The following is a 23,781-nucleotide window of genomic DNA, read 5'->3' as shown; positions in this document are numbered from 1 at the left end:
AGCTTTTCGTGGACGGTAGGTTAATTAGTACATTCGTAGCTCCGTACTTTCCTATTCAGGAAAAATATGGTAATATAGTATTTTATGTTCATTAAGATACACACTCATTCTTAGTGCATATCCTGCATTCTATCTTATTTGGAGGATCAACGTGTTTTCAGAAGGCGATATGGCTGTATATCCTGCACATGGTGTTGGGCTGATTCAGGCCATAGAAACACAGACAATTGGTGGTGTTGATCAGAGTTTTTACGTCATGAAAATTTTAGATAATGACATGACTATCATGATTCCGACCGCGACCAGTGATAATGTTGGGCTTCGTGCTATTATCTCAAACGATGAGGTAACAGAGGTCATCGGCATCCTCAAGGAACGTGATATCAAGATCAATGCACAGACTTGGAACCGTCGTTACCGCGATTACATGGAAAAAATAAAAACGGGTTCTGTCTTTGAGGTAGCAGTTGTTTTACGTGACCTTTTTCTCTTGAAAGAAGACAAAGAACTGTCCTATGGTGAACGGAAAATGCTCGATACCGCCAAAAGCTTACTGGTAAAAGAATTGTCCCTAGCCAAACACACCGAAGAAGAACAGGTTGAAAAACAAATCGAAAAATTGTTTGTTTGAGTGACCGTCCTTTTTTGCTTATCCTTTCTTTACAGGCTGTCCACGGGACAGTGAATTGACCCGTGGACCAAAGAAACTTTCAGCATGTTGTTCAACCCGTTGAAGAAAAACAACGTCTGGACCACTATCTAGTTCGAAAATATCCTGACTTCTCGCGCTCATATATAAACAAACTCATTCTTTCTCACCATGTTGTTGTTGGTGGAAAAGCTGTCAAAGCGGGGCATAAAGTCCGTAGCGGGGAAATGATTGATATTCATATTCCTCCACTTGCGCAATCTGAGCTACAGCCAGAGGATATTGCTTTTGAGACCTTGTTTGAGGATGAGCATCTGCTTGTTATCAGTAAGCCGCCGGGATTGGTTGTCCACCCCGCAGCCGGGCACCACAGCGGTACCTTGGTCAATGGGTTGTTATACCGTTACCGAAACCTGCCGCAATTAGACGGCGGCAGGCCAGGGATTGTCCATAGACTAGACAAAGATACGTCAGGTGTAATGCTGGTTGCTAAAACGGAAATGTCATTACGTAGGCTGGCTGAAAGTTTTAAAGAACGGCAAATTCACAAGATCTATTACGCTGTTTTGCTCCGTTATCCTGGGGACGAGGATGGACGAATTATTGCTCCCATAGGCAGGCATCCTGCCAATCGTAAAAAAATGTCGATCAGGCCGATTAAAGGTCGGTATGCAGTTTCTCAATGGCATATTATAGAAAGATATGGCAATGGGATGTGTCTAGCAGAAATTACCATTGAAACGGGACGGACCCATCAAATTCGGGTCCATATGGCCTCTGTGAAAGCGCCTGTTGCCGGGGACGAACTTTACGGAGGTAAAATCGGTGTGCACACTCCTGGTATGCCATGCAGGCAAATGCTCCACGCTTCTTGTATTCAATTCAATCATCCTGTGTCCCTTGAACCTATGCAGTTTCTGGCACCTCTGTGGCCTGATATGGAAGAGGTTGTGCAGACTTTGAGGGGGCTTGACGTTTGAGTACTCGAATTGTTGGGATAACAGGTGGTATCGGTAGCGGTAAAAGCTGTGTAAGTCGCTTGCTCGCCAGTTATTGTAACATCCCGTTGATCAATATTGATCAACGTTGCAAGGATCTGCTTGAAAAGGGGGCACCTGGTTGGCAAGCGCTTCACGCCAACTTGAATGCTACCTTTTTTGATGAGAAGGGACGACTGAACCGATCTGTACTTCGTGACGCGATTTTTAATAACCACGTATTGCGAAAAAAAGTGGATAGCCTGCTTCATCCGCTGGTGCAAGTTCGGTTACAAAAGGAAATTACAAGTCTGAAAAGTTCTTTTGCTTTGGTAGAAATCCCTCTCCTGTATGAGGCAGGCTGGCAGGATGATATGGATTGCGTTGTGGTTGTTTACGTTCAACCAGAACTCCAGTGCCAGCGGATAATGCTCAGAGACGGCGTCAGTAGGCAACAGGCAACTGCTTCCATTGCCTCGCAAATAGACCTTGCACAGAAAAAGCAGGCAGCAGACTATGTTATTGACAACAGCGAAGCATGGACTACGACCCGTAAGGCTGTCTTAGTACTTGCAGAGCAGCTTGAAGATCATTATTTGTAATGAAATTTGTAGAAATAACTTGACAGTAGTACCATTACCCAATATTTACGTAGGAACATTTCGACGAATCAGCTTGTTGTCTGTTGACTTCTTGTTCAGATATTTCATAGAATCAAATATAATAATTATACCGTCGGTAAAGTAATACTGAACCGGTATTTAATCTAGATTATACAACACCATTCCAAGTCTATTCCCGCCACAGCTATTCAACTGAATACTATCTATATTTATATAAATAACGATCACCTTTTTTAAGGCTTTCGGTGTGTTAGCATTTTATACGGATTTGGCGGTTCAGTAGCTTTTAAACGAATCTTTGTTTGTATCCCGTGCAATGCTGCTTTTATGCACTTAAGCATGAACAGCATTATCTTATGACCACATGGAGGAAAGACCGGTCAATGAATCCCACTGAGTTGAAAAATAAAAAAATTAAGGAACTTGTTGCGCTTGCAGCTTCTCTAGGTATCGAAGGCTATAGTACCATGAGAAAGCAGGAATTGATTTTTGCACTCCTCAAAGCTCAGGCCGATGAGGATGGTAAATTGAGAGGCAGCGGGGTACTTGAGGTCTTACAGGATGGGTTCGGTTTTCTTCGTGCACCGGATTACAATTATCTCCCAGGTCCGGATGATATCTATGTCTCTCCCTCTCAGATTCGAAGGCTGAACCTGAGGACCGGCGATACCATTGAAGGTGAAGTAAGGGCGCCCAAAGATAATGAGCGCTATTTTGCCCTGCTTAAGGTCGATCGGATCAATTATGAAAAGCCGGAAGCAGCTAAAAATAAAACAGCTTTTGTCAATCTTACTCCACTGCATCCCGATGAGTTGATAGACCTTGAAACCGAGCAGGATGAATTATCCATGCGGGTTCTTAATATAACCGCTCCGCTTGGTAAAGGGCAGAGAGGGCTTATCGTGGCTCCTCCAAGGACAGGCAAGACCGTTTTGATGCAGAAAATAGCCTCTTCCATAGTGCGGAAGCATAAAGACGCCCATCTTATTGTGCTGCTCATTGATGAAAGGCCTGAAGAAGTTACTGATATGAAGCGCTTTGTTGATGCAGAAGTTGTCAGCTCAACTTTTGATGAGCCTCCTCAACGTCATATTCAGGTTGCGGAGATGGTCATCCAAAAGGCAAAGCGATTGGTTGAACATAAAAAAGATGTTGTTATTTTGCTTGATTCCATTACGCGTCTTGCCAGAGCATACAATACGGTTACCCCAGCTTCTGGAAAAATTCTTTCCGGCGGGGTTGAGGCCAATGCGCTTCAGCGACCGAAAAAATTCTTCGGGGCAGCTCGTAACGTAGAAGAGGGCGGTAGCTTGACTATCCTAGCTACAGCACTTATAGATACCGGTAGCAGGATGGACGAGGTCATTTTCGAAGAGTTCAAGGGAACCGGCAATATGGAAATTGTTTTGGATCGGAAAATGGCTAATCGTCGTATTTACCCTGCCATTGATATCCTCAAATCAGGAACTCGTAAAGAAGACCTGCTTCTACCACCAGATGATCTTAACCGAATTTGGATATTACGTAAGTTACTGTCCTCAATGAATCCTGCAGATGCCATGGAGTTTCTCTTGGATAGAATGAGACAAACAAAAAATAATGAAGAATTTTTTGCCTCTATGAACAGGTAAAAAGTGCTTTAAAAAAACAGCAAAAGGTGTATATTGCTAATCTTTTGCTTTATTTTCAAATTATGCGCTATACTCTTAGAAGGAGTGAAAACCTATGAAACCCGATACACATCCAGAATACCATAAGATAAAGGCAGTTTGTGCCTGTGGTAACGAATTTGAACTTGGTTCTGTAGAAAAGGAAATGAAGGTGGAAATTTGTTCAGCCTGTCATCCGTTTTTTACCGGAAAACAGAAGTTGGTTGATACCGCCGGACGAATCGAGAAATTCAAGAAGAAGTATGCTGGACATTTGAAAAAGTAAGAAAGCAATTTCTACTTCATATCCACATGACTCCTGATAGGGGACATGTGGATTTTTTTTATTTGGGACACCACTGACCATGTTTGAAAATCTCCGCGACATTGACGAAAGACTGAGTGTTCTTGAACATCAACTGTCTGATCCGCAGTTGGCTAATAACCAAAAAGCATACCAGGAGGTCGTGCGTGAGCATTCTACCGTATCCAAACTGGCAGGTCTTTACGGTGAATATAGTCGTCTTGTAGAAGAGCAGGGCGAACATAAAGCAATGATTCGGGATGAAGACGAAGATCCAGACATGGTTGAGCTTGCCAAAGCAGAATTGGAGGAAGGGGGGAAGCGGATAACCGAGCTTGAAGCAGCTATTCGAGTTCTGCTGTTGCCTAAAGATCCTAACGACGAAAAAAATATCTTTCTTGAAATCAGGGCCGGTACAGGTGGTGATGAAGCAGCCCTGTTTGCTGCTGATCTTTTCAGGATGTACAGCCGGTATGCTGAAGCTCAGGGGTGGCGAGTAGAGGTAATGAGTTCCAATCCTATTGGTATCGGCGGGTTTAAGGAAATTATTGCTCTGGTAAAAGGCAATAATGTGTATTCCCGTTTAAAATATGAGTCCGGTGTCCACCGTGTACAGAGAGTGCCCGACACCGAGACCCAAGGTAGAATACATACTTCTGCTGTGACCGTTGCTATTATAGCTGAAGTAGAAGAGGTTGATCTACACATTGAACCCAATGAGTTAAAGTTTGATGTCTACCGTTCTTCCGGACCAGGTGGACAATCTGTTAATACAACAGATTCTGCCGTGCGAGTCACCCATCTTCCGACGGGATTAGTCGTCACCTGTCAAGATGAAAAATCCCAGCACAAGAATAAGGCCAAGGCATTGCAAGTTCTCAGGGCTCGCCTTTCTGATAAATTAGAACTTGAAAGACAGAGCTTGATTTCCGAGGAGCGAAAGAGTCAAGTCGGGAGCGGTGACAGGAGCGAACGAATTCGCACCTACAATTTTCCCCAAGGACGAGTAACAGACCACCGAATCAACCTCACCGTCTATAAATTGGATCAGATTATTTCCGGCAATCTGGATGAGGTTATTATTCCTGTTATTACTCATTTCCAGTCAGAAGCTCTTAACATTGCGCAGTAGTCTTCCGCGCTCTATGAAAATAACAAGCCTCCTTGATGAGGCAACCCATCGGTTACAAAAGGCCGGCATTGAAGAATATACGCTTGATGCCCGCCTGCTTTTGCAATTTGTCACTCATTGGTCGCGCAGTGAATTGTTCTTAGCCTGTGATAAAACAATTGAACCGGCAACATGTGACGAATTTTTGTCGTTGATTGATCAACGTTGTCAGCGTATTCCACTCCATTATATTACCGGAGTTCGTGAATTTTGGTCTCTTGATTTTCATGTCTCGCCATCAGTACTTGTTCCCAGGTCGGAAACAGAATTTTTGCTGGACCACGTCCTGGCAAGTCTGGAGATCAGGCAGGGTACGTTCAGAGCAATGGACATGTGTACAGGTAGCGGGGTCATTGCCGTGGTGTTGGCCTTGGAGCTTGGTTGCACTGTAACTGCAATTGATATTTCACCTTTAGCGTTGACCGTGGCTGCCCAAAATATCGCCCGCCATAATTGTGAGCATCTTGTGCAGCTCGCAGCAAGCGATTTTTTTTCTGCTCTGCAACATTCGGCAAGATTTGATCTCATCGTCTGTAACCCACCTTACATACCTGATAATGATATTCCCGCGCTCCAGCCGGAAGTGAGTCAGTTTGAACCGATGCTCGCCCTTGCAGGAGGATCAACCGGGCTTGATTGTATTAAACAGGTTATATACCAGGCAAAAAAACACTTGACCCACGGTGGATGTATTTTTTTTGAGATAGGTGCCGATCAAGGCCAACATGTGATTGAGCTTTTTAGGGCCGCTGGTGATTACAAAGAAATCGCCATTGTTCCTGACTGGTCAGGACGCGATAGAATTGCCAAGGCGTGTTTTTGTGGCTGATTTTTTTGTTGCTATGGCATTGGGGTGCCGGTGACTACTATAACGAGGATATATGGATAGAATTAGATTAAGTGGTGGCAACTCCCTCTATGGTACGGTGGCTGTCAGCGGTGCGAAAAATGCTGCCTTGCCGCTTATAGCCGCCACATTGCTTGCGCCTGGTTGGCATACCCTTGAAAACGTCCCGGATCTCAGAGATACCAGAACCATGCTCAAGTTATTAGAGATTCTTGGCGCCGAGTGGGAAAGGGAAGGGAAAAGGGTAAGGATCAATACCGACAATTTATCCGGTACCGAAGCTCCTTATGAATTGGTGAAAACCATGCGTGCCTCAGTATTAGTACTAGGACCGCTGCTTGCCCGCTTGGGCACAGCTCGGGTTTCCTTGCCCGGTGGATGTGCAATTGGTGCGCGACCGATTAATTATCATCTCCAGGGGTTTGAGCAACTGGGTATTACAACCAGTCTCAACGAAGGATATGTTGAAGCTAAAGTCGAAAACAGATTACAGGGTGGCAGCGTCTATTTCGATAAACCTTCGGTCACCGGCACGGAAAACATTCTGATGGCCTCTGTCTTCGCCCAAGGACAGACAATTATAAAAAATGCTGCCAGGGAACCGGAAATTGCCAATTTGATTGATATGTTGACAGCAATGGGAGCTGAGATTGAAGGAAAGGGGAGCGACCGGTTAACCATTAACGGGGTGACTCGACTTAAGGCGACTGTCTCGTCAATTATCCCAGACCGTATTGAAACCGGAACCTACATGATTGCTGTTGCTGCAGCAGGAGGAAAGGTTGAAATTCAAGACTGTGTGCCTGCTCACCTGCCGGCATTAACAGAAAAATTATTGCGCTGTGGGGTTGATATAGAGGTTGGAGAAAGCAGTCTCAAGGTATGTTGCCCTATAAGCAGGAGCGAAAATCGCTGCCAATTAAAGAGTGTCGATGTTACAACCTTGCCCTACCCTGGTTTCCCCACCGACCTGCAAGCGCAATTTATGGCGCTGATGGCCTTGGGCAACGGTACTGCTGTGATCCATGAAACCATTTTTGAAAATAGGTTCATGCATGTCGCTGAACTGGAAAGGATGGGCGCGGATATCAAGATCGATGGGGCAAGTGCCATTGTTCGTGGTGTCGGACGCCGGGGATTGAGTGGCGCTCAGGTGATGGCAACGGATCTTCGGGCATCTGCTTCCTTGGTTGTCGCAGGACTGGCAGCAGAAGGGGAAACCGAGATTTCCAGAATATACCACTTGGAGAGAGGGTATGAAAATATGGTGAAAAAGCTGGCCGATCTTGGTGCTGATATTCATCGCATCAGTGAGTAATCACCTCTGGGTGCGGTAGAAAAAGCCGTATGATGCATCCATAGTCATTGTCACTGTCAATTTCAATGATCCCGTTATGGTTATCAATAAGCTGCTTGACAATGGCCAATCCTAAGCCTGTACCGTCTTCACGGGTGGAAAAAAAAGGGGTGAAAACCTTCTTCTGTAACATCGTTGGAATGCCTGGTCCTGTATCACAAACTTCTATACAGGTGTAATTTATGTTTTTTCTGTTGGTTTCAAAGGCACGGATTGCGACCTTGACTGCCTGTTCTGCGTCCGAAATAGAACGAGTGTTATCAATCAGGTGCGTCAGTATGGTTTGAATCTGTTGCTGATCGCCCCAACAGTTCAAGTGGATTTCTATGTCTTTCACCACGTTTCCCAGCTCAAACTGTTCGTAAAGAGGCATAGTTTTTTCGGTTACCTCAGTTATCAGGCGGTCTAGGTCAAACCACTTCTGAACTGCAGCTTCTGGTCTTGCAAACTGAAGAAAATCCGTGATGGTTGTAGCCATCCTTTTTGATTCCCGTAGAATGATTCCAACCAGCGTCTTGCCGGTACCTGTCTTGGCTATGTCGTCTTCATCGTAGTCCATTGCTAAGATCTGAGCTGAGCCGGAAATGGCTGCCAGGGGGTTGCGGAAATCGTGGGCAATCGAAGCACTGAGTTCCCCTATTGCGGCCATTTTTTCTGCCTCCCGCATCTGTTTTTCCATGAGCTCAATTTTGCTGATATCCTGAAGCGTTACCACTTTGCAGTAGGAATGACCATCATCGTTTTCAGATGCTGCGGGAACGCCTAATTGGGAAAAAGAATAGCCAACCCGAATGACCGTTCCGTCACTTCTTTCCATGTGGCAGACATTACGTTCTTTGTCACCAGTAAGTTGTATTTCTGGAAAACAGGTATGAAGATCAATGCCCATAACACGTTTTGTCGGACAGCCGGTGATGCGTTCTGCTGCATTATTATAGGAAGTTATAATGTTTTTTTCATCGGTGGTAATGATGCCTGTGGTGATATCGTCAAAAATTTGTTTATACAGAAGAGAAAGGCGATCAAATTCAAGAACTGTTTTGGAAAGTTCTTTTTCCGTACGTCGTAAACGACCGGCCAGCTGTCCACTGATGATCGCTATTACAAAAAAAGTAATACCGTAAACAGCAAAGAGATTTAAAACAGTGAAAGGATCAAGTGGTGGTTCATAAGCGGTATTTTGGAAATAACGCGGGACAGCGCCGACGTATTCCACCCCCAGCACGATAGCGTAGGAAATTGTTGCCGCTGCAGCCGGAATGAGGCCCCCTAATTTGTAGAGGATTAAACCACCGACTATAATAGGGAGAATGAAAAGCGGCGTGAAGATGGAGTGGCTGCAACCGCTCGCGTAGACAAGCAGTGCTGTGAATCCAATGTCGGCCAAGAGCTGAATGACCCCGAAACGTTTCAATGATAGAGCGGTGCGGCGTACAATAAGTACCGAGCATACCGAAAAAAAGACAACGACAACCAGAAATGCAATAGATATGTGCAGGTTAGGCAGGATAAGATTATGGGCCTGGATATGAAAGATCGATGGTACTGTAACCAGTAATGTGAAAAGGCATACTCGTACAAAAATAAATGAAAGAATATGCTGCTTAAGCTGCTGGTCACTATCCTCAACAGGTATAAAATTGTTGAGCCAGTTATGGATGGCGTTCACTGTATATGAGTATCGATTAAAGAAAGAAGGAAAACTGCATGCGAAAAACTGACCTGTTGCTCGCTAATGTAAGGGAACACGTCAGTCTATTTCATATTTTTTTGTTTTATAACGTAAGCTGCGAAAACTGATTTTCAGAAGATCTGCTGCGCGCATCTTTGAGTTACCAGCCTTATCAAGTGCATGAAGAATCATTTCCTTTTCTAATTGGTACAAGATATCTTCCATGCCACGCTCAAAGAGTTCATTTTCATTCATTGCAGCGACAAAAAGCGGCTGCTCGAATTTTTCTAAAGGTTGCTGCTGATTACGACGATGTATGGAAAGCATCAGGTTTTCAGGAAGAATAATGTTTGATGATTCCAGCGCCACTCCTCGTTCAATGATATTTTCCAGTTCCCGAACATTACCTGGAAAGTCGTACTCCATGAGAACTTTAAGACCATACGAGGAGATGGTCTGTACACCCTTGCCTAGTATATTAGCGTATTTCTTTAAAAAATGATCTACCAAGAGGGGAACGTCACCTATGCGTTCTCTGAGTGGCGGCACCCGAATGGGCACAACGGCTAATCTGTAATAGAGATCTTCTCTGAATTTTCCGGAAATAATTTCTTCCTCTAAAATTCGATTGGTTGCTGCGATAATTCTAACGTTAACACTGCGTGTCTTGGTGGAGCCAACAGGCATGAATTCTCTTTCCTGAAGTACTCGCAACAGTTTCGTTTGAATAATTGGGGTGAGTTCACCTATTTCATCGAGAAAGGCAGTACCTTGGTCGGCCAATTGGAAGAGTCCGGCTTTGTCGGCAATGGCACCTGTAAAGGAACCTTTAACATGTCCAAATAGTTCGCTTTCAAGCAGGCTTTCGGGAATGGCGCTGCAGGTAATGGGAACAAACGGTCGGTCGGCAACCCTGGAACGATTGTGAATGGCTTGGGCAACGAGTTCTTTTCCTGTCCCTGATTCTCCGTAAATTAAAACATTGGCCGGCGTTGGAGCAATTTTTTTGATGAGATCAAAAATTTTCACCATTTCCTGACTTTGACCAATGATTTCAGGAAAACTGTTATCTTGTTCCTGGTCACTGACGGTACTTTTTTTGGACAGGCCGGAACGGATGACATTTTTTATTTCATCCACATTGAAGGGTTTGGTGATGTAATCAAATGCTCCGTTTTTCATGGCAGTGACGGCATCGTCAGGACTGGCAAAGGCGGTGATCATTATCACCCCGATATCGCTGTCGATCTCTTTGACTGCAGCAAGCAGGTCCAGACCACTCATGCCAGGCATGCGAATATCTGAAATAACCAGGTCAACAGGATGTTTGCGTATGCTATCTATTGCCGTCTTTCCGTTCGGAGCAGTGAAAACCTTGTATCCTTCTTTTTCAAGCAGAATTTTGAGAAATTCGCGCATGCTCAGTTCATCGTCAACAACGAGCAGGGATGCCATAAAATACCTATAAAATATCCACTATTTCAGCTGATTGTAATATACCGGCAGTTTAGCCGTAACAGCTGCAGGAGTCAATTGTTATCCGGATATCAGCGATGAGTCAGGAGGAGGGTGCAGGGCACCGCAGCGGCGATTAGGTGCTTTTATCCGGTTTACATTACAGCCGAGATGCGGTAGATTTCCACAGTTTATTAATATAATTACGGGTACAGGTTGTGGGTAATCAAGAGAATTTTGACAAACAAACATTAACGGAACATTTGACAGAGCTTCGCTCTTGCCTGATTATTTCAATGGCTGCCATTGGTGCCGGCTTTGCCATAGCCTATACGTGCATACGACCCATAGCCGATTGGTTTTTTCGTCCACTGGTCCGGGTGCTGCCAGACAAGCAGAGTTTGATATTTATCTCTTATCAGGAAGGGTTTTTTTTTATCTAAAACTAGCCCTGGTGTGCGGACTGTTAATAGCAAGCCCTGTCCTTTTTCACCAGTTGTGGCGCTTTATTGCACCAGGGTTGTATCACCATGAAAAAAAGGTGTTGCTTCCTTTCACGTTTATTTCTTCTTTGTGTTTTTTAGGTGGAGCAGCATTTGGATACTTTGTTGTTTTTCCTCCGGCTTTTTCCTTTTTGATCGGATACTCAAGCTCTTTTTTGGAACCTATGCCGGCTGTGAGCGAATACTTCTCTCTTGCCTTGCGGTTGCTTTTGGCTTTTGGGGTTGTTTTTGAGTTGCCTGTGTTTATGGTCTTTTTAGCAAAAATAGGTGTGGTCAATAAACAATTTTTACAGAAAAATCGAAAGTATGCACTACTGATCGCTTTTATTGTTGCTGCGATATTAACGCCCACGCCGGATATCGTCAATCAGCTGCTTATGGCTGGTCCACTGATAGTATTGTATGAGGTGAGTATCATCGCTGTATCTTTGCTGGTTAAGTCCACATTTATAGGGTTTCCGGAAAAGAAGGATTCTTGAATAAGTGGATTTTCAGGGTATGAGGATGGGCAGCAAAGGAGGCTTGAGGGAATAATCGATATGTTTGATAATCCTGGTGCCGAGATGTTATCGTCTGATAGTGTAGAATTGTTGTAAATTATAGCATCTTAAGTGATAAAAAGAACCTTGAGGAGGTTTACAATGGCATATATTGCTGATTTTGAGAAGGCTCTTGAGATTGGGCGACCACCTAATATTACAACGCTTTTTCCGCATTCGCGGGCACTGATTGTGAGTGGCAAGGTTATTGATCGTGCAATGATGGCCAAGGGCGGTGCTATGACCATAGCAGCCAACGGTAGGAGTAATGTAGTGATCCGTGGTGCTCTCAAAGCTGCTCAAAGGGCACGTTCAGCTATTATCATCGAGATCGCCCGTTCTGAAGGCGGTGCAAATGCATATTGTGCGGTCAATTACTGGAATATTGCCCGTCAAGTTGACGCATTGTGCAATGAAATGGGAATTACTGTTCCCGTTGCTATTCATGCAGATCATTACGGCATTAAAAACACAGCTGATATTGCCCCTGCAAGTGTTGAAATTCCTTCACTCTTTGATGCAGGAATTACTTCAATTGCCATTGATGCTTCACACATGCCCGATGATGATAATTTGCTGGCAAGTATAGAGTTGGCTAAATATGTGCCTTCATGGGCTGGGTTTGAGACCGAAGTCGGCGAGATAAAAGGGACTCAAGGGCTTTCATCTTCTGAAGAGGCGTTGTTCCTGATCCGGGGGCTTAATGCACATAATATTTTTCCCGATTGGATTGCTTTAAATAACGGGACAACCCATGGGATAGAGGCCTCCGCCCAGGGGATCCAGGTTGAGTTGACAGCAGAGATTCATGATGCCTTGGCTAAATATGCTGTTTCCGGAGCCCAGCACGGGACCTCGGGAAACAATTCCGATCGACTGCGAGAGATTGCTAGCAAGACACAGTCAACAAAGGCCAATGTGGCAACGGCCTTGCAGATGATTTCCTGGGGACTTGCCGTCAATGATTACGGCAATGCAGCCCTTGATGCTGAAGGTGAGTTTATCAAAGTACCCGGTGAAGGGGTTGGCGAAGAATTGTGGCAGGATATCCAACAGTACGCGGAAACTCAGGGCTGGAAAAAAGGAGATTACAAAAAGCTCAATCTGCCTTTTGAAAATAAAATTATGGGCCAGCCAAGAGCCATTCGCGAGAGGATGGCAAGAAGGGTTGAAGATTTTGTCTACACCTTGTTGGTTGAAGTCTTCAACGCTGCTGATACTGCCAGATATGGCGTGGAAGCTTTACTTGATGCCGGAAGCTATGATCTCGGTCCTAAAACCGGACGTATTGAGCCTGTGGAAGAATGGAGTGAGCCTGAGATCCGCAGACGAGCTGCAGCCCTTGACACCGATAAAGGACCGGAAGGTGATTTTGACGATTAACCTGCCTCTTGGGTTAAATAGGATTTTTTTGAACAACAGACTTCTAGTAAGTCTGTTACACTCTAAAAGATGGTTAGGTTTTTCAAACGCTGTCGTGAATAGAATATACTATGGAAACAATTCTTATAACCGGTGCTGCTGGATTTATCGGCCATGGACTGGCAAAACGTCTGTTGGAACAGGGCAGGACTGTTGTTGGCCTTGATAATATAAATGATTACTACGACCCGCAATTGAAGCGGGATCGATTGGCACAGTTACAACCTTTCAAGACGTTTTCGCATGCTGAGTTTAACATGGCTGATCGTCAGGAAATGGAAAAATTGTTTGCAGAATCGAGCTTTGATGCGGTTGTAAATTTAGCCGCTCAGGCAGGAGTACGCTATTCGCTTATTAATCCTCATTCGTATGTGGATACCAACCTGGTCGGTTTTGTTAATGTTTTGGAAGGGTGTCGCCAAAGTGGTGTCAAGCATTTGGTATATGCCTCTTCAAGTTCGGTCTATGGTGCCAATACCAAGATGCCTTTTTCCGTGCATGACAATGTGGATCATCCGGTTTCCTTGTATGCGGCATCAAAAAAAGCCAATGAGCTGATGGCTCATTCCTATAGCCACCTCTTTAACCTGGCAACAACCGGCCTCCGCTTTTTTACGGTTTATGGCCCTTGGGGACGGCCTGATATGGCGCTGTTTCTTTTTACCAAGGCTATTTTGGAAGGTAGACCCATTGATGTCTTTAACAATGGGGAGATGGAAAGGGATTTTACCTATATTGACGATATTGTTGAAGGCGTTTTGCGGGTTATCGATCATGTGCCTCAGCCCAATAAAGAGTGGCGGGGCGATGCGCCGGATCCTGCAACCAGCTATTGCCCATGGAGAGTTTTTAACATCGGCAATAATAACAAAGAAAAGTTAATGCGTTATATAGAGGTGCTTGAGCGGTGTATTGGTCGAAAAGCTGAGAAAAATTTTCTACCGATGCAGAATGGGGACGTTCCTGCCACCTACGCTAATGTTGATGACCTGGTGAGGGAAATTGACTTTAAACCCTCCACCAGTATTGAAGATGGGATTGAACGCTTTGTGCAATGGTATAGAGAATATTACCGCATTTAAGCAATGACTCTATTTGTTTGGGGCTGTTGTTGCGTAATTATTGAAAGAATATCGAACTGACTACAAGGGGGAAAGGGGGATTTACCTCTATCCCCCTGTAGGGCTTTTCTTCGACTGGTCAGGATCGTTGACCTGTTTTTTTACAAATATATTGTTATCTGTTAAGCAGTTTGCGCGTTGCAGCAATAATGCCCTTGCTGTCTATTCCTGCATTTTCCCATAAGATTTTCTGTGGTCCATGTTCGACAAAGGTACTTGGGTAACCAAGCATTTGCAAAGGTATATGAAGGCCTTGCTCGTTGAGCATTTGCAGCACCATGCTGCCAAAGCCCCCTTGGGTACAATTATCCTCCACTGTGATTACATACCGGGTTGTTACCGCCCATTTACTTATGAGCTCTCGGTCAAGGGGTTTGACGAATCTAGGGTTAATCACTGCCGCGGAAATACCAAGTGCCGCAAGTTCTTTTGCAGCTTCTAAGGCCGGGTAGACCCGATTGCCCACCGGGAGGAGGAGAACGTCTTGGCCGGATGTAAGCAACTCCCCCTTTCCATGAGGCAGTGCCGTGAAATTAAGATCAAAGGGGATCCCCTCTCCATTGCCACGTGGATATCGAATTACAACCGGCCCATCGTGGAGCGAGGCTGTATACATCATGTGTTGTAATTCATTTTCATCTTTGGGTGCCATCATGGTTAAATTGGGCACAAAGGAAAGAAAGGATAGATCAAAGATTCCGTGATGGGTGGGGCCGTCCGCACCAACGACTCCGCTTCGATCCAAGGCAATGGTTACCGGAAGGTTGGGCAGGCATACATCATGTACCAACTGGTCCAGAGAGCGCTGCATAAAGGTGGAATAGACCGCAAAAAAAGGACGCATGCCTTCAAGTGCCAAACCTGCTGCAAAGGTAATGGCGTGTTGTTCGGCGATTCCAACGTCGAAAAAACGTTCAGGAAATTCTGCGCAAAATGGTTGGAGTCCTGTACCACCGGGCATGGCTGCCGTGATTGCAGCTATTTTGTTATTGCTACGGCCAAGTTTACAAAGAGTGTTCCCGAAAACCTTGGTGTAGGAGGGAGTGGAACTTCCTGATTTTTTCGGTTTGCCTGAAATGATATCAAAAGGGCCGACTCCATGATACGCACCTGGGTTCTCTTCAGCCGGTTTGTAGCCCTTGCCTTTGGTCGTTACGACATGAATGAGAACCGGACCGTGGCTGTTGTCTCGGACATTGGCAAGCGTTGCTATCAGGTTATCAAGGTCATGACCTGGTATGGGGCCGACATATTTAAATTTCAGTGCTTCGAAGAGGATTCCCGGAGTCAGGAACGCCTTCAGACTTTCTTCGCTCTTGCGGAGGATGGAGAGAATGTTTTCCCCCACAGAAGACAAGGCCATTAGTCGTTCTTCGATGTGATCGCGAACCCTGCGAATAGTTTTTCCTGTCATCTTTCTGCTGAGAAAGCTGGAAAAAGCACCTACGTTTGGCGAGATGGACATCTCGTTATCGTTGAGGATCACGATCAGGTTTTTATCAAGGTCGCCTGCATGATTAAGCGCCTCAAAGGCCATACCTGCAGTCATGGAACCGTCACCGATAATAGCGATGACCCTGTTGTTATCCTGTCGCAATTCCTTGCCTACTGCCATACCTAAACTATAGGAGATAGAAGTGGAGCTGTGCCCGGTTTCAACAGGGTCGTAAATGCTTTCCGAGCGTTTGGGAAAACCGCTAAGCCCTTTATATTGGCGAAGGGTATGGAATACGTCTTTTCTACCGGTTAACAGCTTATGCGCATATGCCTGGTGGCCGACATCCCAGATGAGTTTATCTTCAGGCGTGTTAAAGACGTAATGCAGTGCCATGGTGAGTTCTACGACACCGAGGCTGGGCGCGAGGTGACCGCCAGTCTCTGCAACCGTTGATATAATAGTCTCTCTGAGTTCGTGCGCTAGGGCCGGCAATTCATCAGGGGTGAGGCTGCGCAGATCTTTGGGTGAATTTACATAATCTAAGACTTTGTGGTGCTGATCCACCGGGTTGTTCATGATGAGCATGTTAATACTTCCGTTCAATGATATAGGATGCTATGCCCCTGAGCGGGTCAGCATGGTGATCAAAAATGGCAAGGGATTCCAGAGCATCGGCAACTGCTTGTTCGGCCATTTTTTTTGACTGGTCGATCCCGAAGAGGGAAGGGTAGGTGACCTTGTCGGCTTCCTCGTCGCTACCTACCGGCTTACCCAGTTCCTCCGTAGTTGATACTACATCCAGCAGGTCGTCAATTATTTGAAAAGCAAGGCCAATGTTGTTGCCATAGCTTGTCAACGCCTGTTGGTGTTCTTTTGCAGCACCTGCGGCTAGACCACCGCCTACGACAGAGGCGGTAATCAGTGCCCCTGTTTTGCTTTTATGGATCGTTTTTAGGGTCTCATAGGCAACTTGTTTTCCCTCATAAATCATATCAAGTGATTGGCCGCCGACCATGCCGAACGTTCCGGCTGCCTGGGCGATTAGGTGTATGACTTGCAATGTAACAGCCGGGTCACGTTGTGAACTCCCGTTGCTGAGTAGTTCAAATGCATAGGTCAGAAGTCCGTCACCTGCAAGTATAGCGGCTGCCTCGCCATAGATGGTATGATTGGTCGGTTTTCCTCGGCGAAGATCATCATCGTCCATTGCCGGCAGGTCGTCATGGATGAGGGAATACGTGTGAATACATTCCATGGCACCGGCGATGGGGAGTATTTCTTGTATATCGCACTTGCCGCAACTGACTGCTTCCGCCCCCGCAAGGCAGAGAATGGGACGAACACGTTTCCCGCCGACAAAAAGGCTATAGCGCATTGTCTCAATGTGGCCGGCAAAGTCGCCAACAGGTTTGGCTATTGCTTCTTCAAGGTACGCTTCAACAATGCTGCGTTGTTTGTTCAGGTATGCCTTAATCTCCAATTGAGTTCTCCTCAAAGGGGACATTTTCATAGGTATTGTTTTTTTTCATGAGTATCTCTACCCTGCTCTTGGCTTCTTCAAGGGTAGTGTTGCAGAAGTTGACCAGCTGCATGCCTTCGTCAAATTTTTTTAAGCTCGTTTCCAAGGGTAATTCGCCGGCTTCCAGTTCCACGGTGATTTTTTCTAATTTGGTGAGTGCACTCTCGAATGTTTTTTTGGCCATAACTCGGCTCCATGCTTTTCTCTGTCGAAAAGGCTGTCGGTTTGGTGCTTGCCTTGCAAAGCGTACAGGGTTAATCTTATAGCTTAAACATAATATCCCTTCCTTTCAATACCTGTTTGGCAATGATACACTATATTGATCAATTTGTTTCCTGGCTATGCCTAGAAAAGGGGTATTCCCCGCATACTATCGATGGTTACAGGCGAGATGTAGAAGAATTTTATCGTTTTTGTGAAGCACCAGCTCACGTCGATGCCATGGACAGTGCGGTTGTGAAAAGATTCACCGCTTCTTTATACAGAGTCAACAGTGGTGCTACGATTGCGAGAAAGTTGTCAGCGCTGCGTACATTTTTTCGTTATCTGTCAAGAGAAGGCGTGTTAAATGCTGATCCACTTGCGGGGATTGCAAATCCTAAAACGGGAAAGCACATTCCTCATTTCCTTACCGTGGATGAGGTGTTTGCCTTGCTTGAAGCACCTAAACCTAAAGATACTTTTCACCTCCGGGACAAAGCCATTATGGAGATGTTGTATGCGACTGGGATGCGAGTATCTGAACTGGTTGCAACCAATGTGGCCGATTATGAACGTGCAGCAGAGGTGGTCCGGGTCAAGGGAAAAGGTCAAAAAGAGCGAGTAGTCCCTTACGGGAGGACCGCAGCCGAGGCTCTAGGGTATTATCAGGCTGAGCGTCAGGCCCTCATCGTTGCAAGGGTGAGTCGCGGCTATGAGGCGGAACGAGCAGCAATGTTTCTCAACAGTCGTGGAACCCGTCTAAGTGTTAGAAGTATCGAACGAGCAATACGTATGTATGGCGAGCGAGCAAGTATCGAAGTACCGGTTACTCCGCACGGGCTTCGGCATTCTTTTGCAACTCATTTACTGGAAATGGGGGCGGATTTACGCATGGTTCAGGAATTACTTGGCCATGTCAGTCTGTCGACCACTCAGAAATATACCCATGTCAACATAGACCATCTTACCCTTGTGTACGATAAGGCCCATCCCAAAGCACAGCTTTCAAAGCTTGGGGGAGATGGTACTGAGTAAGCAGTCCATCGGGATCTTGCAGCAATTTGCGACTCATTGAAAAATGAACAGGGATTGACTCTTGGAGGGTGAGTGCTTAATATTGCCCAGCACTGTGATTTGTTACCAATGTTGATTCTATCTTTTTAGAAAAATATGAAAAAAATTCGATCTACAACTATAGTTGCCATACGCCATAAAGGAGAAGTCGTGGTTGCCGGGGACGGTCAGGTTACCCTGGGCGCCACGGTGATTAAGCATCAGGCAAAAAAGGTGCGCCGGCTCTATCACGACAAAGTTATTACCGGGTTTGCCGGAGCAACAGCTGACGCATTTACCCTTTATGATCGGCTGGAACAGAAGCTTGAGCAGTTTAACGGCAACTTGATGAGAGCGGCGGTGGAGCTTGCAAAGGATTGGCGAACAGATAAAATGTTGCGCCGTCTTGAAGCTATGCTGGTGGCTGTCGATAGTAAATATTCACTGCTGCTGTCCGGCAATGGGGACGTGATCGAAGCTGATGACGGGATCATTGCCATAGGCTCTGGTGGTCCATATGCGCAAGCTGCAGCCACCGCACTTATTGAGCATTCAGATCTTGATGCACCTGCAATTGCCAGGAGCGCACTTGAAATTGCAGGCTCCATCTGTGTTTATACTAACTCCAATATTGTTGTTGAAAAAATAAATGATGAAAGGACTGAACTCACTCACCCCTAAACAGACAGTAGCAGAGCTTGATCGCTATATTATAGGCCAGGCTGATGCTAAACGATCGGTTGCAATTGCACTTCGTAACCGGTGGAGACGACAGCAGGTAGACTCGCCCCTGCGGGAGGAAATAGCTCCTAAAAATATTATTATGATCGGTCCCACCGGGGTTGGCAAAACGGAGATTGCACGGCGTCTTGCTCATTTGGCCCAAAGTCCGTTCCTTAAAGTAGAAGCTTCCAAGTTCACTGAAGTCGGTTATGTCGGCCGGGATGTGGAGTCAATGGTCAGAGACCTCACCCAGTTGGCTGTGAATATGGTGACCAAGGAGGAAGAGGGTGGGGTTCAAGAACAGGCAGAAAGGCAAGCAGAAGAACGTTTGCTCGACCTGCTGCTGCCTCGCGTACCGCAGAGGCCCGTCTCTCCCCCAGCACAAGGGGAGGATTCCGGAGTCGTTTCTCTTGGCTATGATGGTGATGATGCGGCCGCATCCGGCCACAAGCAAGGATCAGGTTCAACCAGAGAACGATTTCGTCAGATGTTGAGAAATGGGGAACTCAATGACCGTATGGTGGAACTGGATGTTGCAAGCAACCAGACCGGTACCCCCATGGTTGAGGTTTTTTCAGCTTCTGGAATGGAGGACATGCAGAGTTCCCTTCAGGATGCTTTTTCTAAATTTTTCCCGAAAAAGAAGCAAAGTAGAAAAATGAAAGTGCCTGAGGCACTTGAGTGTTTGAACAAGGAAGAAGCTGAAAGGCTGGTTGATAACGAGAGTATTGCCGAAAAAGCTGTCCGCCGCACTGAACAGTCAGGGATAATTTTTCTTGACGAAATTGATAAAATTGCTTCCAGGGGAGGAAGCGGCTCCGGTTCTCCTGAAGTTTCAAGAGAAGGGGTGCAACGAGATTTGCTGCCCATTGTTGAAGGGGCAACCGTTACCACCAAGTATGGTCCTGTAAAAACAGATCATATTCTCTTTATCGCAAGTGGAGCGTTTCACGTGTGCAAACCTTCTGACCTTGTGCCCGAATTGCAGGGACGTTTTCCCATACGGGTCAATCTCAATGCTCTTGGCGAGGAAGAGTTTTTTCGTATTTTAACAGAGCCGCAGGGCGCTCTGGTCAAACAATATAAAGCGCTCCTTGCCACAGAAGATATCCATATGGTTTTCGAAGAAGAGGCTATCCATGAAATGGCCAGGATAGCTGTTCATGTCAATCAGAAGACCGAAGATATTGGTGCGCGGAGGCTGCATACCATAATGGAACGGGTGCTTGATGAGGTGTCTTTTGACGCTTCTGAACGAGAAGACCTTACTTTTACTGTTACTGCTGAGTATGTACGAAATCAGCTGACGGATATAGCTGACAATGAGGATCTGAGCCGCTATATTTTGTAAATGAAGCGTTAGCCTTATTGTAGGTAATCAAAAATAAAAAAGGGGCAGGGGCAGCATCAAAATATGGCCCCTTTTTTTTTTTGATATGGAACCAGGCGGCTCTGTAGGATTTCTCAGCCCAGGGCTAAGAGAACTATGTTGCAGCAAATTGGGTGCCTATCCCGAGATAGTGCCTTGAGTGCGGTAACAAGAGTATCGGTATGAAGTAAATGTATGTACAAATTGTGGAAAACAGCTTGTTGACTGGACTCGGGCAGAGAAATACATAGCGCAACACCAGATGAGACATCAAGAACGCTCCTGAAAATTATACCAGGTGAGTGTGGCGAGACGATCCTGCTGGTAAAATAATTGTGGGTTATCGATCAGAGCGATTTGTTGGATCCCTTTTTATTTACGAGCAAGGACGACACATTGGTAAAGGTGTGGTGGTGCTGTGCTTCAGGTAGAGATGAGGGTATTGAAGGCGGTATGATTATTCTTAAATAGGAATATTGAGAAAGCAAGACCTGGAAGATTTTGCCCCCACCCCATACTCCTGCTGTAATGATACCAGCCTTAAGCAGACTACCTGTCTTGATGGATATTATTTTTCAACAGAGAGTATACGGCCTGTCCCGATTGCTGCCTGATCCTTGGGGCTCGTAAAGGAGGAATATCTGTTATGCAAAAGGAGAAAAACCCGTCAACAAATCGTTTTTGTTCTGTTGCATAACAGGGCTGTAACTTGGGAAGGCTTTTAGTAGCGCGGACGGCGCTTGGAACGTTTGTTACGTTTTTGGGGCTGTACCTGATTGACTTTTATTTCTCGCCCTTTAAACATACTCTTGTTTAACGATTTAATGGCCGCATCGGCTTCTGAGTTGTTTGGCATCTCTACAAAAGCAAATCCCTTAGGTCTGCCTGAATACCGATCCATTATCAAGCGAGCGCTGGCAACTTCACCAAACTCTGAAAAGAGAACCTCAAGGTCATTTTCGTTTACATCAAAGGGTAATTGACCCACATAAATATTCATAATCACTCTCCTCAGATGAGCTTTATCGTGCACGTGTACGCTGGCACTGGATTAGGCAGAACAGGGACCCCCTGTTTTTTGCCTTTTGTGTAAGTTGATGGATATTATTTCCTCCCGGCCTTATTGTTGCCTTTAAAAAAACGAGGATTTCCCTTTGCAGCTGATTTCGGGGCTCGTTTTTTTGAGGCCACCTCAATGGAAACCGGTTTTCCGTTTATGGTAATAGCTTGAAAGGCGCTGAGAACCTGGGGGATATATTTACTATCTGCCTCAATAAGAGCAGAATTTCTCATTATTTCTATTTTCCCGACCTTGATACGCCCTCCACCTGGAGCACCATTGATGGTGCCTATAAGTCTTTGCGGCATGATCCCATCACGGCGGCCGACATTGAGAAAAAAGCGGGTGAACTGTTGATTGCGATCCGTATGTCGAGTTTGAAGCTTACGCCTGCCATCCCTTTTTTCATGTTCACCTTTGCCTCTGTCCCTGTCTTTTGCATTGAGATCAGGTGCATTGCGGTAATATTCAAGCAATTGGTTGAATTCAAGGGAGAGGAATTTTTTGATAAGTTCTTCCCGGTCATAGGATGCAAGTAACTCTGCAACCTCTGTGTAGAGTGGATCGATTTGTGCGCTATCTACTTCGACCTTGCTCACCGTGTCGACAAGGTTGAGGAGTTGCTTCTGACAGATCACCGTGCCGGAAGGCACTTGGCATTGGATAAATTTCTTTTTAATTTTTTTCTCAATTTCCCGTATCTTATACCGCTCTCTTGGGTTGATGATGGCAACGGAAATTCCTTTGCGTCCGGCTCTGCCTGTACGGCCGCTACGGTGGGTATAGTTGGCAAAGTCATCAGGGAGATTGTAGTTGACCACATGGGTGAGGTCGTTAACGTCTAAGCCACGGGCGGCAACGTCTGTGGCAACAAGAATCTGAAGATGTTTAGAGCGAAATTTGCCCATGACCAGATCTCTCTGTGCCTGGGACAGGTCCCCATGCAGTGCGTCTGCATTGTAGTTGTCCTGGATTAATTTGTTCGCAACTTCCTGGGTTTCCAGTCTGGTCCGGCAAAATACTATGGAATAGTTGCCCGGTGCATTGTCAAGGAGACGCTTTAAAGTCGGGTAACGGTTGTGATGATGTACAGTGTAATATTCATGGAGTACGTTTTCTGCTCCAGCATTACGCTTGCCCACGGTTACTTCGGCAGGATCCGTCATGTACTTGCCGGCAATTGCAGCGACCTCTCTTGGCATGGTCGCGGAAAAAAGCAGGGTGTTTTTTTGTGCAGGGGTTTGTTCCAAAATGGCGTTAATCTCATCTTGAAAGCCCATTTGCAGCATTTCGTCGGCTTCATCAAACACAACGTAACGGATATGGGATATATCGACTTTTCCTCTCCGGATCAGATCATTGAGGCGCCCTGGAGTTGCAACAATAATTTGCGCTCCTTTTCGAAGAGCTTGCATTTGTTGTTCAATGCGGGCACCACCGTAGATGGACAGAATTTTTAATTTTCGAATATTTTTAGCATAATCCTGTAAATCCCTAGCGACTTGGACACATAATTCTCTTGTCGGACAGAGGATCAGTATTTGTGTACTTCTGTTGCTGTATTCTGTTAACTGGATCAAGGGGAGGCCAAAAGCTGCCGTTTTTCCTGTTCCGGTCTGGGCGAGACTTATGAGGTCGCCTTGCTTGCCGAGCAGCAAGGGAATGACTTCAGTTTGAATTTGGGTAGGGGTGACGATTCCCAGGGAATCAAGTCCCTGTATAATTTCGTCTTTAATGCCGAGATCTGAGAATGTTGTCATGAGATATATAAAAAGGAAATGGATGGTGTTTGGTAGTAAGGTGATTTGGGGAAACACCGCTGTTTCTCCAAAAAAAATGCCCTGCTCTGAAAGCAGGGCATTTGAGGGTCGTATGTTTTAGAAAGAGTTTACAGCTGTACTACATTAGCTGCTGCCGGTCCTTTCTGGCCGTCTACTACTTCAAACTGTACTTGAGCGCCTTCATCAAGTGTTTTGTAACTATCTGATTGGATCGCGGAATAATGGACAAATATGTCAGAACCATTTTCCTGTTCAATAAAACCAAAACCCTTTGACGCGTTAAACCACTTTACAATACCGTTGTTCAATTCTTTTGTTTCCTTTCTGCTGGCCTTTGAGACGGCCAAT

Annotated in this window: 23 protein-coding genes; 15 read left to right on the top strand and 8 right to left on the bottom strand. The window is 45.7% G+C overall.

The features are described from left to right. The first annotated feature begins 151 nt into the window (after nucleotides 1-151). The 8 genes from JWH17_RS00450 (at nucleotide 152) to murA (ending at nucleotide 7,538) form a co-directional block, all read left to right on the top strand. Nucleotides 152-631, top strand: coding sequence for a CarD family transcriptional regulator (locus JWH17_RS00450; RefSeq protein ID WP_319547454.1), 480 nt, complete (start codon nucleotides 152-154; stop codon nucleotides 629-631). Nucleotides 632-693: 62 nt separating this feature from the next. Further along, nucleotides 694-1,629, top strand: a complete 936-nt coding sequence (locus tag JWH17_RS00445; protein WP_205220582.1) for an RluA family pseudouridine synthase — start codon at nucleotides 694-696, stop codon at nucleotides 1,627-1,629. Then, nucleotides 1,626-2,228: a dephospho-CoA kinase gene (coaE, locus tag JWH17_RS00440; protein WP_205220581.1), complete on the top strand. Its 603-nt coding sequence runs from the start codon at nucleotides 1,626-1,628 to the stop codon at nucleotides 2,226-2,228. Before JWH17_RS00445 ends, coaE begins: the two co-directional genes overlap by 4 nt. Before the next feature lie 404 nt (nucleotides 2,229-2,632). After that, entirely contained in the window at nucleotides 2,633-3,880 is a 1,248-nt protein-coding gene (rho, locus tag JWH17_RS00435) for a transcription termination factor Rho (protein WP_205220580.1), read from the top strand. Between the two features lie 94 nt (nucleotides 3,881-3,974). Beyond that, nucleotides 3,975-4,184 (top strand): 50S ribosomal protein L31, encoded by a 210-nt coding sequence (gene rpmE, locus JWH17_RS00430; RefSeq protein ID WP_205220579.1) that lies wholly within the window; start codon nucleotides 3,975-3,977, stop codon nucleotides 4,182-4,184. A gap of 79 nt (nucleotides 4,185-4,263) precedes the next feature. Next, nucleotides 4,264-5,334, top strand: a complete 1,071-nt coding sequence (gene prfA / locus JWH17_RS00425) for a peptide chain release factor 1 (RefSeq protein ID WP_205220578.1) — start codon at nucleotides 4,264-4,266, stop codon at nucleotides 5,332-5,334. 13 nt (nucleotides 5,335-5,347) lie between these two features. Further along, a complete protein-coding gene (gene prmC / locus JWH17_RS00420; protein WP_205220577.1) occupies nucleotides 5,348-6,202 on the top strand; it encodes a peptide chain release factor N(5)-glutamine methyltransferase in 855 nt (284 codons plus the stop codon). A gap of 52 nt (nucleotides 6,203-6,254) precedes the next feature. Beyond that, on the top strand, nucleotides 6,255-7,538 hold the full coding sequence (murA, locus tag JWH17_RS00415) for a UDP-N-acetylglucosamine 1-carboxyvinyltransferase (protein ID WP_205220576.1): 1,284 nt from the start codon (nucleotides 6,255-6,257) through the stop codon (nucleotides 7,536-7,538). Here the strand turns inward: murA and JWH17_RS00410 are convergent. Together JWH17_RS00410 and JWH17_RS00405 are read right to left on the bottom strand one after the other, a co-directional pair. Continuing rightward, on the bottom strand, nucleotides 7,528-9,246 hold the full coding sequence (locus JWH17_RS00410; RefSeq protein ID WP_205220575.1) for an ATP-binding protein: 1,719 nt from the start codon (nucleotides 9,244-9,246) through the stop codon (nucleotides 7,528-7,530). The genes murA and JWH17_RS00410 overlap by 11 nt on opposite strands. A gap of 81 nt (nucleotides 9,247-9,327) precedes the next feature. After that, the gene (locus tag JWH17_RS00405) at nucleotides 9,328-10,704 is read right to left on the bottom strand and encodes a sigma-54-dependent transcriptional regulator (protein WP_205220574.1); all 1,377 of its coding nucleotides are present in this window, start codon (nucleotides 10,702-10,704) and stop codon (nucleotides 9,328-9,330) included. Nucleotides 10,705-10,922: 218 nt separating this feature from the next. Here JWH17_RS00405 and JWH17_RS24275 point away from each other — a divergent pair, with 218 nt between their 5' ends. From JWH17_RS24275 to JWH17_RS00385, 4 genes are all read left to right on the top strand, one after another. After that, nucleotides 10,923-11,147, top strand: a complete 225-nt coding sequence (locus tag JWH17_RS24275) for a twin-arginine translocase subunit TatC (protein ID WP_205220573.1) — start codon at nucleotides 10,923-10,925, stop codon at nucleotides 11,145-11,147. Then, complete coding sequence (gene tatC / locus JWH17_RS00395; RefSeq protein ID WP_319547449.1) at nucleotides 11,039-11,686, top strand: twin-arginine translocase subunit TatC; 648 nt, start codon at nucleotides 11,039-11,041, stop codon at nucleotides 11,684-11,686. Before JWH17_RS24275 ends, tatC begins: the two co-directional genes overlap by 109 nt. A gap of 162 nt (nucleotides 11,687-11,848) precedes the next feature. Next, nucleotides 11,849-13,129: a class II fructose-bisphosphate aldolase gene (locus JWH17_RS00390; RefSeq protein ID WP_205220571.1), complete on the top strand. Its 1,281-nt coding sequence runs from the start codon at nucleotides 11,849-11,851 to the stop codon at nucleotides 13,127-13,129. 110 nt (nucleotides 13,130-13,239) lie between these two features. Beyond that, entirely contained in the window at nucleotides 13,240-14,250 is a 1,011-nt protein-coding gene (locus JWH17_RS00385) for an NAD-dependent epimerase (RefSeq protein ID WP_205220570.1), read from the top strand. Between the two features lie 154 nt (nucleotides 14,251-14,404). On the opposite strand, the gene dxs is transcribed toward JWH17_RS00385, so the two are convergent. From dxs to xseB, 3 genes are read right to left on the bottom strand one after another with little or no spacing between them, the layout of a single operon-like run. Further along, nucleotides 14,405-16,312: a 1-deoxy-D-xylulose-5-phosphate synthase gene (gene dxs / locus JWH17_RS00380; RefSeq protein WP_205220569.1), complete on the bottom strand. Its 1,908-nt coding sequence runs from the start codon at nucleotides 16,310-16,312 to the stop codon at nucleotides 14,405-14,407. A 1-nt stretch (nucleotide 16,313) separates the two neighbouring features. Continuing rightward, nucleotides 16,314-17,207, bottom strand: a complete 894-nt coding sequence (locus JWH17_RS00375; protein WP_205220568.1) for a polyprenyl synthetase family protein — start codon at nucleotides 17,205-17,207, stop codon at nucleotides 16,314-16,316. Further along, on the bottom strand, nucleotides 17,197-17,430 hold the full coding sequence (gene xseB, locus JWH17_RS00370) for an exodeoxyribonuclease VII small subunit (protein WP_205220567.1): 234 nt from the start codon (nucleotides 17,428-17,430) through the stop codon (nucleotides 17,197-17,199). The genes JWH17_RS00375 and xseB overlap by 11 nt, the downstream gene beginning before the upstream one ends. 122 nt (nucleotides 17,431-17,552) lie before the next feature. Here xseB and JWH17_RS00365 point away from each other — a divergent pair, with 122 nt between their 5' ends. The 3 genes from JWH17_RS00365 (at nucleotide 17,553) to hslU (ending at nucleotide 20,574) form a co-directional block, all read left to right on the top strand. Next, nucleotides 17,553-18,482 carry a tyrosine recombinase XerC gene (locus tag JWH17_RS00365; protein ID WP_205220566.1) on the top strand — a complete coding sequence of 310 codons (930 nt, stop codon included), beginning with the start codon at nucleotides 17,553-17,555 and terminating at the stop codon, nucleotides 18,480-18,482. Between the two features lie 135 nt (nucleotides 18,483-18,617). Further along, entirely contained in the window at nucleotides 18,618-19,181 is a 564-nt protein-coding gene (hslV, locus tag JWH17_RS00360; protein WP_205220565.1) for an ATP-dependent protease subunit HslV, read from the top strand. After that, nucleotides 19,153-20,574, top strand: coding sequence for an ATP-dependent protease ATPase subunit HslU (hslU, locus tag JWH17_RS00355; protein WP_205220839.1), 1,422 nt, complete (start codon nucleotides 19,153-19,155; stop codon nucleotides 20,572-20,574). Before hslV ends, hslU begins: the two co-directional genes overlap by 29 nt. Before the next feature lie 739 nt (nucleotides 20,575-21,313). Here hslU and rbp read toward each other — a convergent pair. From rbp to JWH17_RS00340, 3 genes are all read right to left on the bottom strand, one after another. Continuing rightward, entirely contained in the window at nucleotides 21,314-21,592 is a 279-nt protein-coding gene (gene rbp, locus JWH17_RS00350; RefSeq protein ID WP_205220564.1) for an RNA-binding regulator, read from the bottom strand. A 104-nt stretch (nucleotides 21,593-21,696) separates the two neighbouring features. Continuing rightward, nucleotides 21,697-23,412, bottom strand: a complete 1,716-nt coding sequence (locus tag JWH17_RS00345) for a DEAD/DEAH box helicase (protein WP_205220563.1) — start codon at nucleotides 23,410-23,412, stop codon at nucleotides 21,697-21,699. A 128-nt stretch (nucleotides 23,413-23,540) separates the two neighbouring features. Continuing rightward, nucleotides 23,541-23,741 carry a cold-shock protein gene (locus JWH17_RS00340; protein ID WP_205220562.1) on the bottom strand — a complete coding sequence of 67 codons (201 nt, stop codon included), beginning with the start codon at nucleotides 23,739-23,741 and terminating at the stop codon, nucleotides 23,541-23,543. Nucleotides 23,742-23,781 lie beyond the last annotated feature (40 nt).

The sequence above is a fragment of the Desulfogranum marinum genome, assembly GCF_016918565.1.
In the GTDB taxonomy this organism is placed as follows: domain Bacteria; phylum Desulfobacterota; class Desulfobulbia; order Desulfobulbales; family Desulfobulbaceae; genus Desulfogranum; species Desulfogranum marinum.
The sequence above is the reverse complement of the archived record's forward strand: the minus strand, read 5'-3'. Positions and strand labels throughout refer to the sequence as shown.

What these genes read in the sequence shown, in the direction of transcription:
- rho (WP_205220580.1), top strand. Translation starts at nt 2,633, where the DNA reads ATGAATCCCACTGAGTTGAAAAATAAAAAAATTAAGGAACTTGTTGCG.
- rpmE (WP_205220579.1), top strand. Translation starts at nt 3,975, where the DNA reads ATGAAACCCGATACACATCCAGAATACCATAAGATAAAGGCAGTTTGT.
- prfA (WP_205220578.1), top strand. Translation starts at nt 4,264, where the DNA reads ATGTTTGAAAATCTCCGCGACATTGACGAAAGACTGAGTGTTCTTGAA.
- prmC (WP_205220577.1), top strand. Translation starts at nt 5,348, where the DNA reads ATGAAAATAACAAGCCTCCTTGATGAGGCAACCCATCGGTTACAAAAG.
- murA (WP_205220576.1), top strand. Translation starts at nt 6,255, where the DNA reads ATGGATAGAATTAGATTAAGTGGTGGCAACTCCCTCTATGGTACGGTG.
- JWH17_RS00405 (WP_205220574.1), bottom strand. Translation starts at nt 10,704, where the DNA reads ATGGCATCCCTGCTCGTTGTTGACGATGAACTGAGCATGCGCGAATTT.
- JWH17_RS00390 (WP_205220571.1), top strand. Translation starts at nt 11,849, where the DNA reads ATGGCATATATTGCTGATTTTGAGAAGGCTCTTGAGATTGGGCGACCA.
- JWH17_RS00385 (WP_205220570.1), top strand. Translation starts at nt 13,240, where the DNA reads ATGGAAACAATTCTTATAACCGGTGCTGCTGGATTTATCGGCCATGGA.
- dxs (WP_205220569.1), bottom strand. Translation starts at nt 16,312, where the DNA reads ATGCTCATCATGAACAACCCGGTGGATCAGCACCACAAAGTCTTAGAT.
- xseB (WP_205220567.1), bottom strand. Translation starts at nt 17,430, where the DNA reads ATGGCCAAAAAAACATTCGAGAGTGCACTCACCAAATTAGAAAAAATC.
- JWH17_RS00365 (WP_205220566.1), top strand. Translation starts at nt 17,553, where the DNA reads ATGATACACTATATTGATCAATTTGTTTCCTGGCTATGCCTAGAAAAG.
- hslV (WP_205220565.1), top strand. Translation starts at nt 18,618, where the DNA reads ATGAAAAAAATTCGATCTACAACTATAGTTGCCATACGCCATAAAGGA.
- hslU (WP_205220839.1), top strand. Translation starts at nt 19,153, where the DNA reads ATGAAAGGACTGAACTCACTCACCCCTAAACAGACAGTAGCAGAGCTT.
- rbp (WP_205220564.1), bottom strand. Translation starts at nt 21,592, where the DNA reads ATGAATATTTATGTGGGTCAATTACCCTTTGATGTAAACGAAAATGAC.
- JWH17_RS00345 (WP_205220563.1), bottom strand. Translation starts at nt 23,412, where the DNA reads ATGACAACATTCTCAGATCTCGGCATTAAAGACGAAATTATACAGGGA.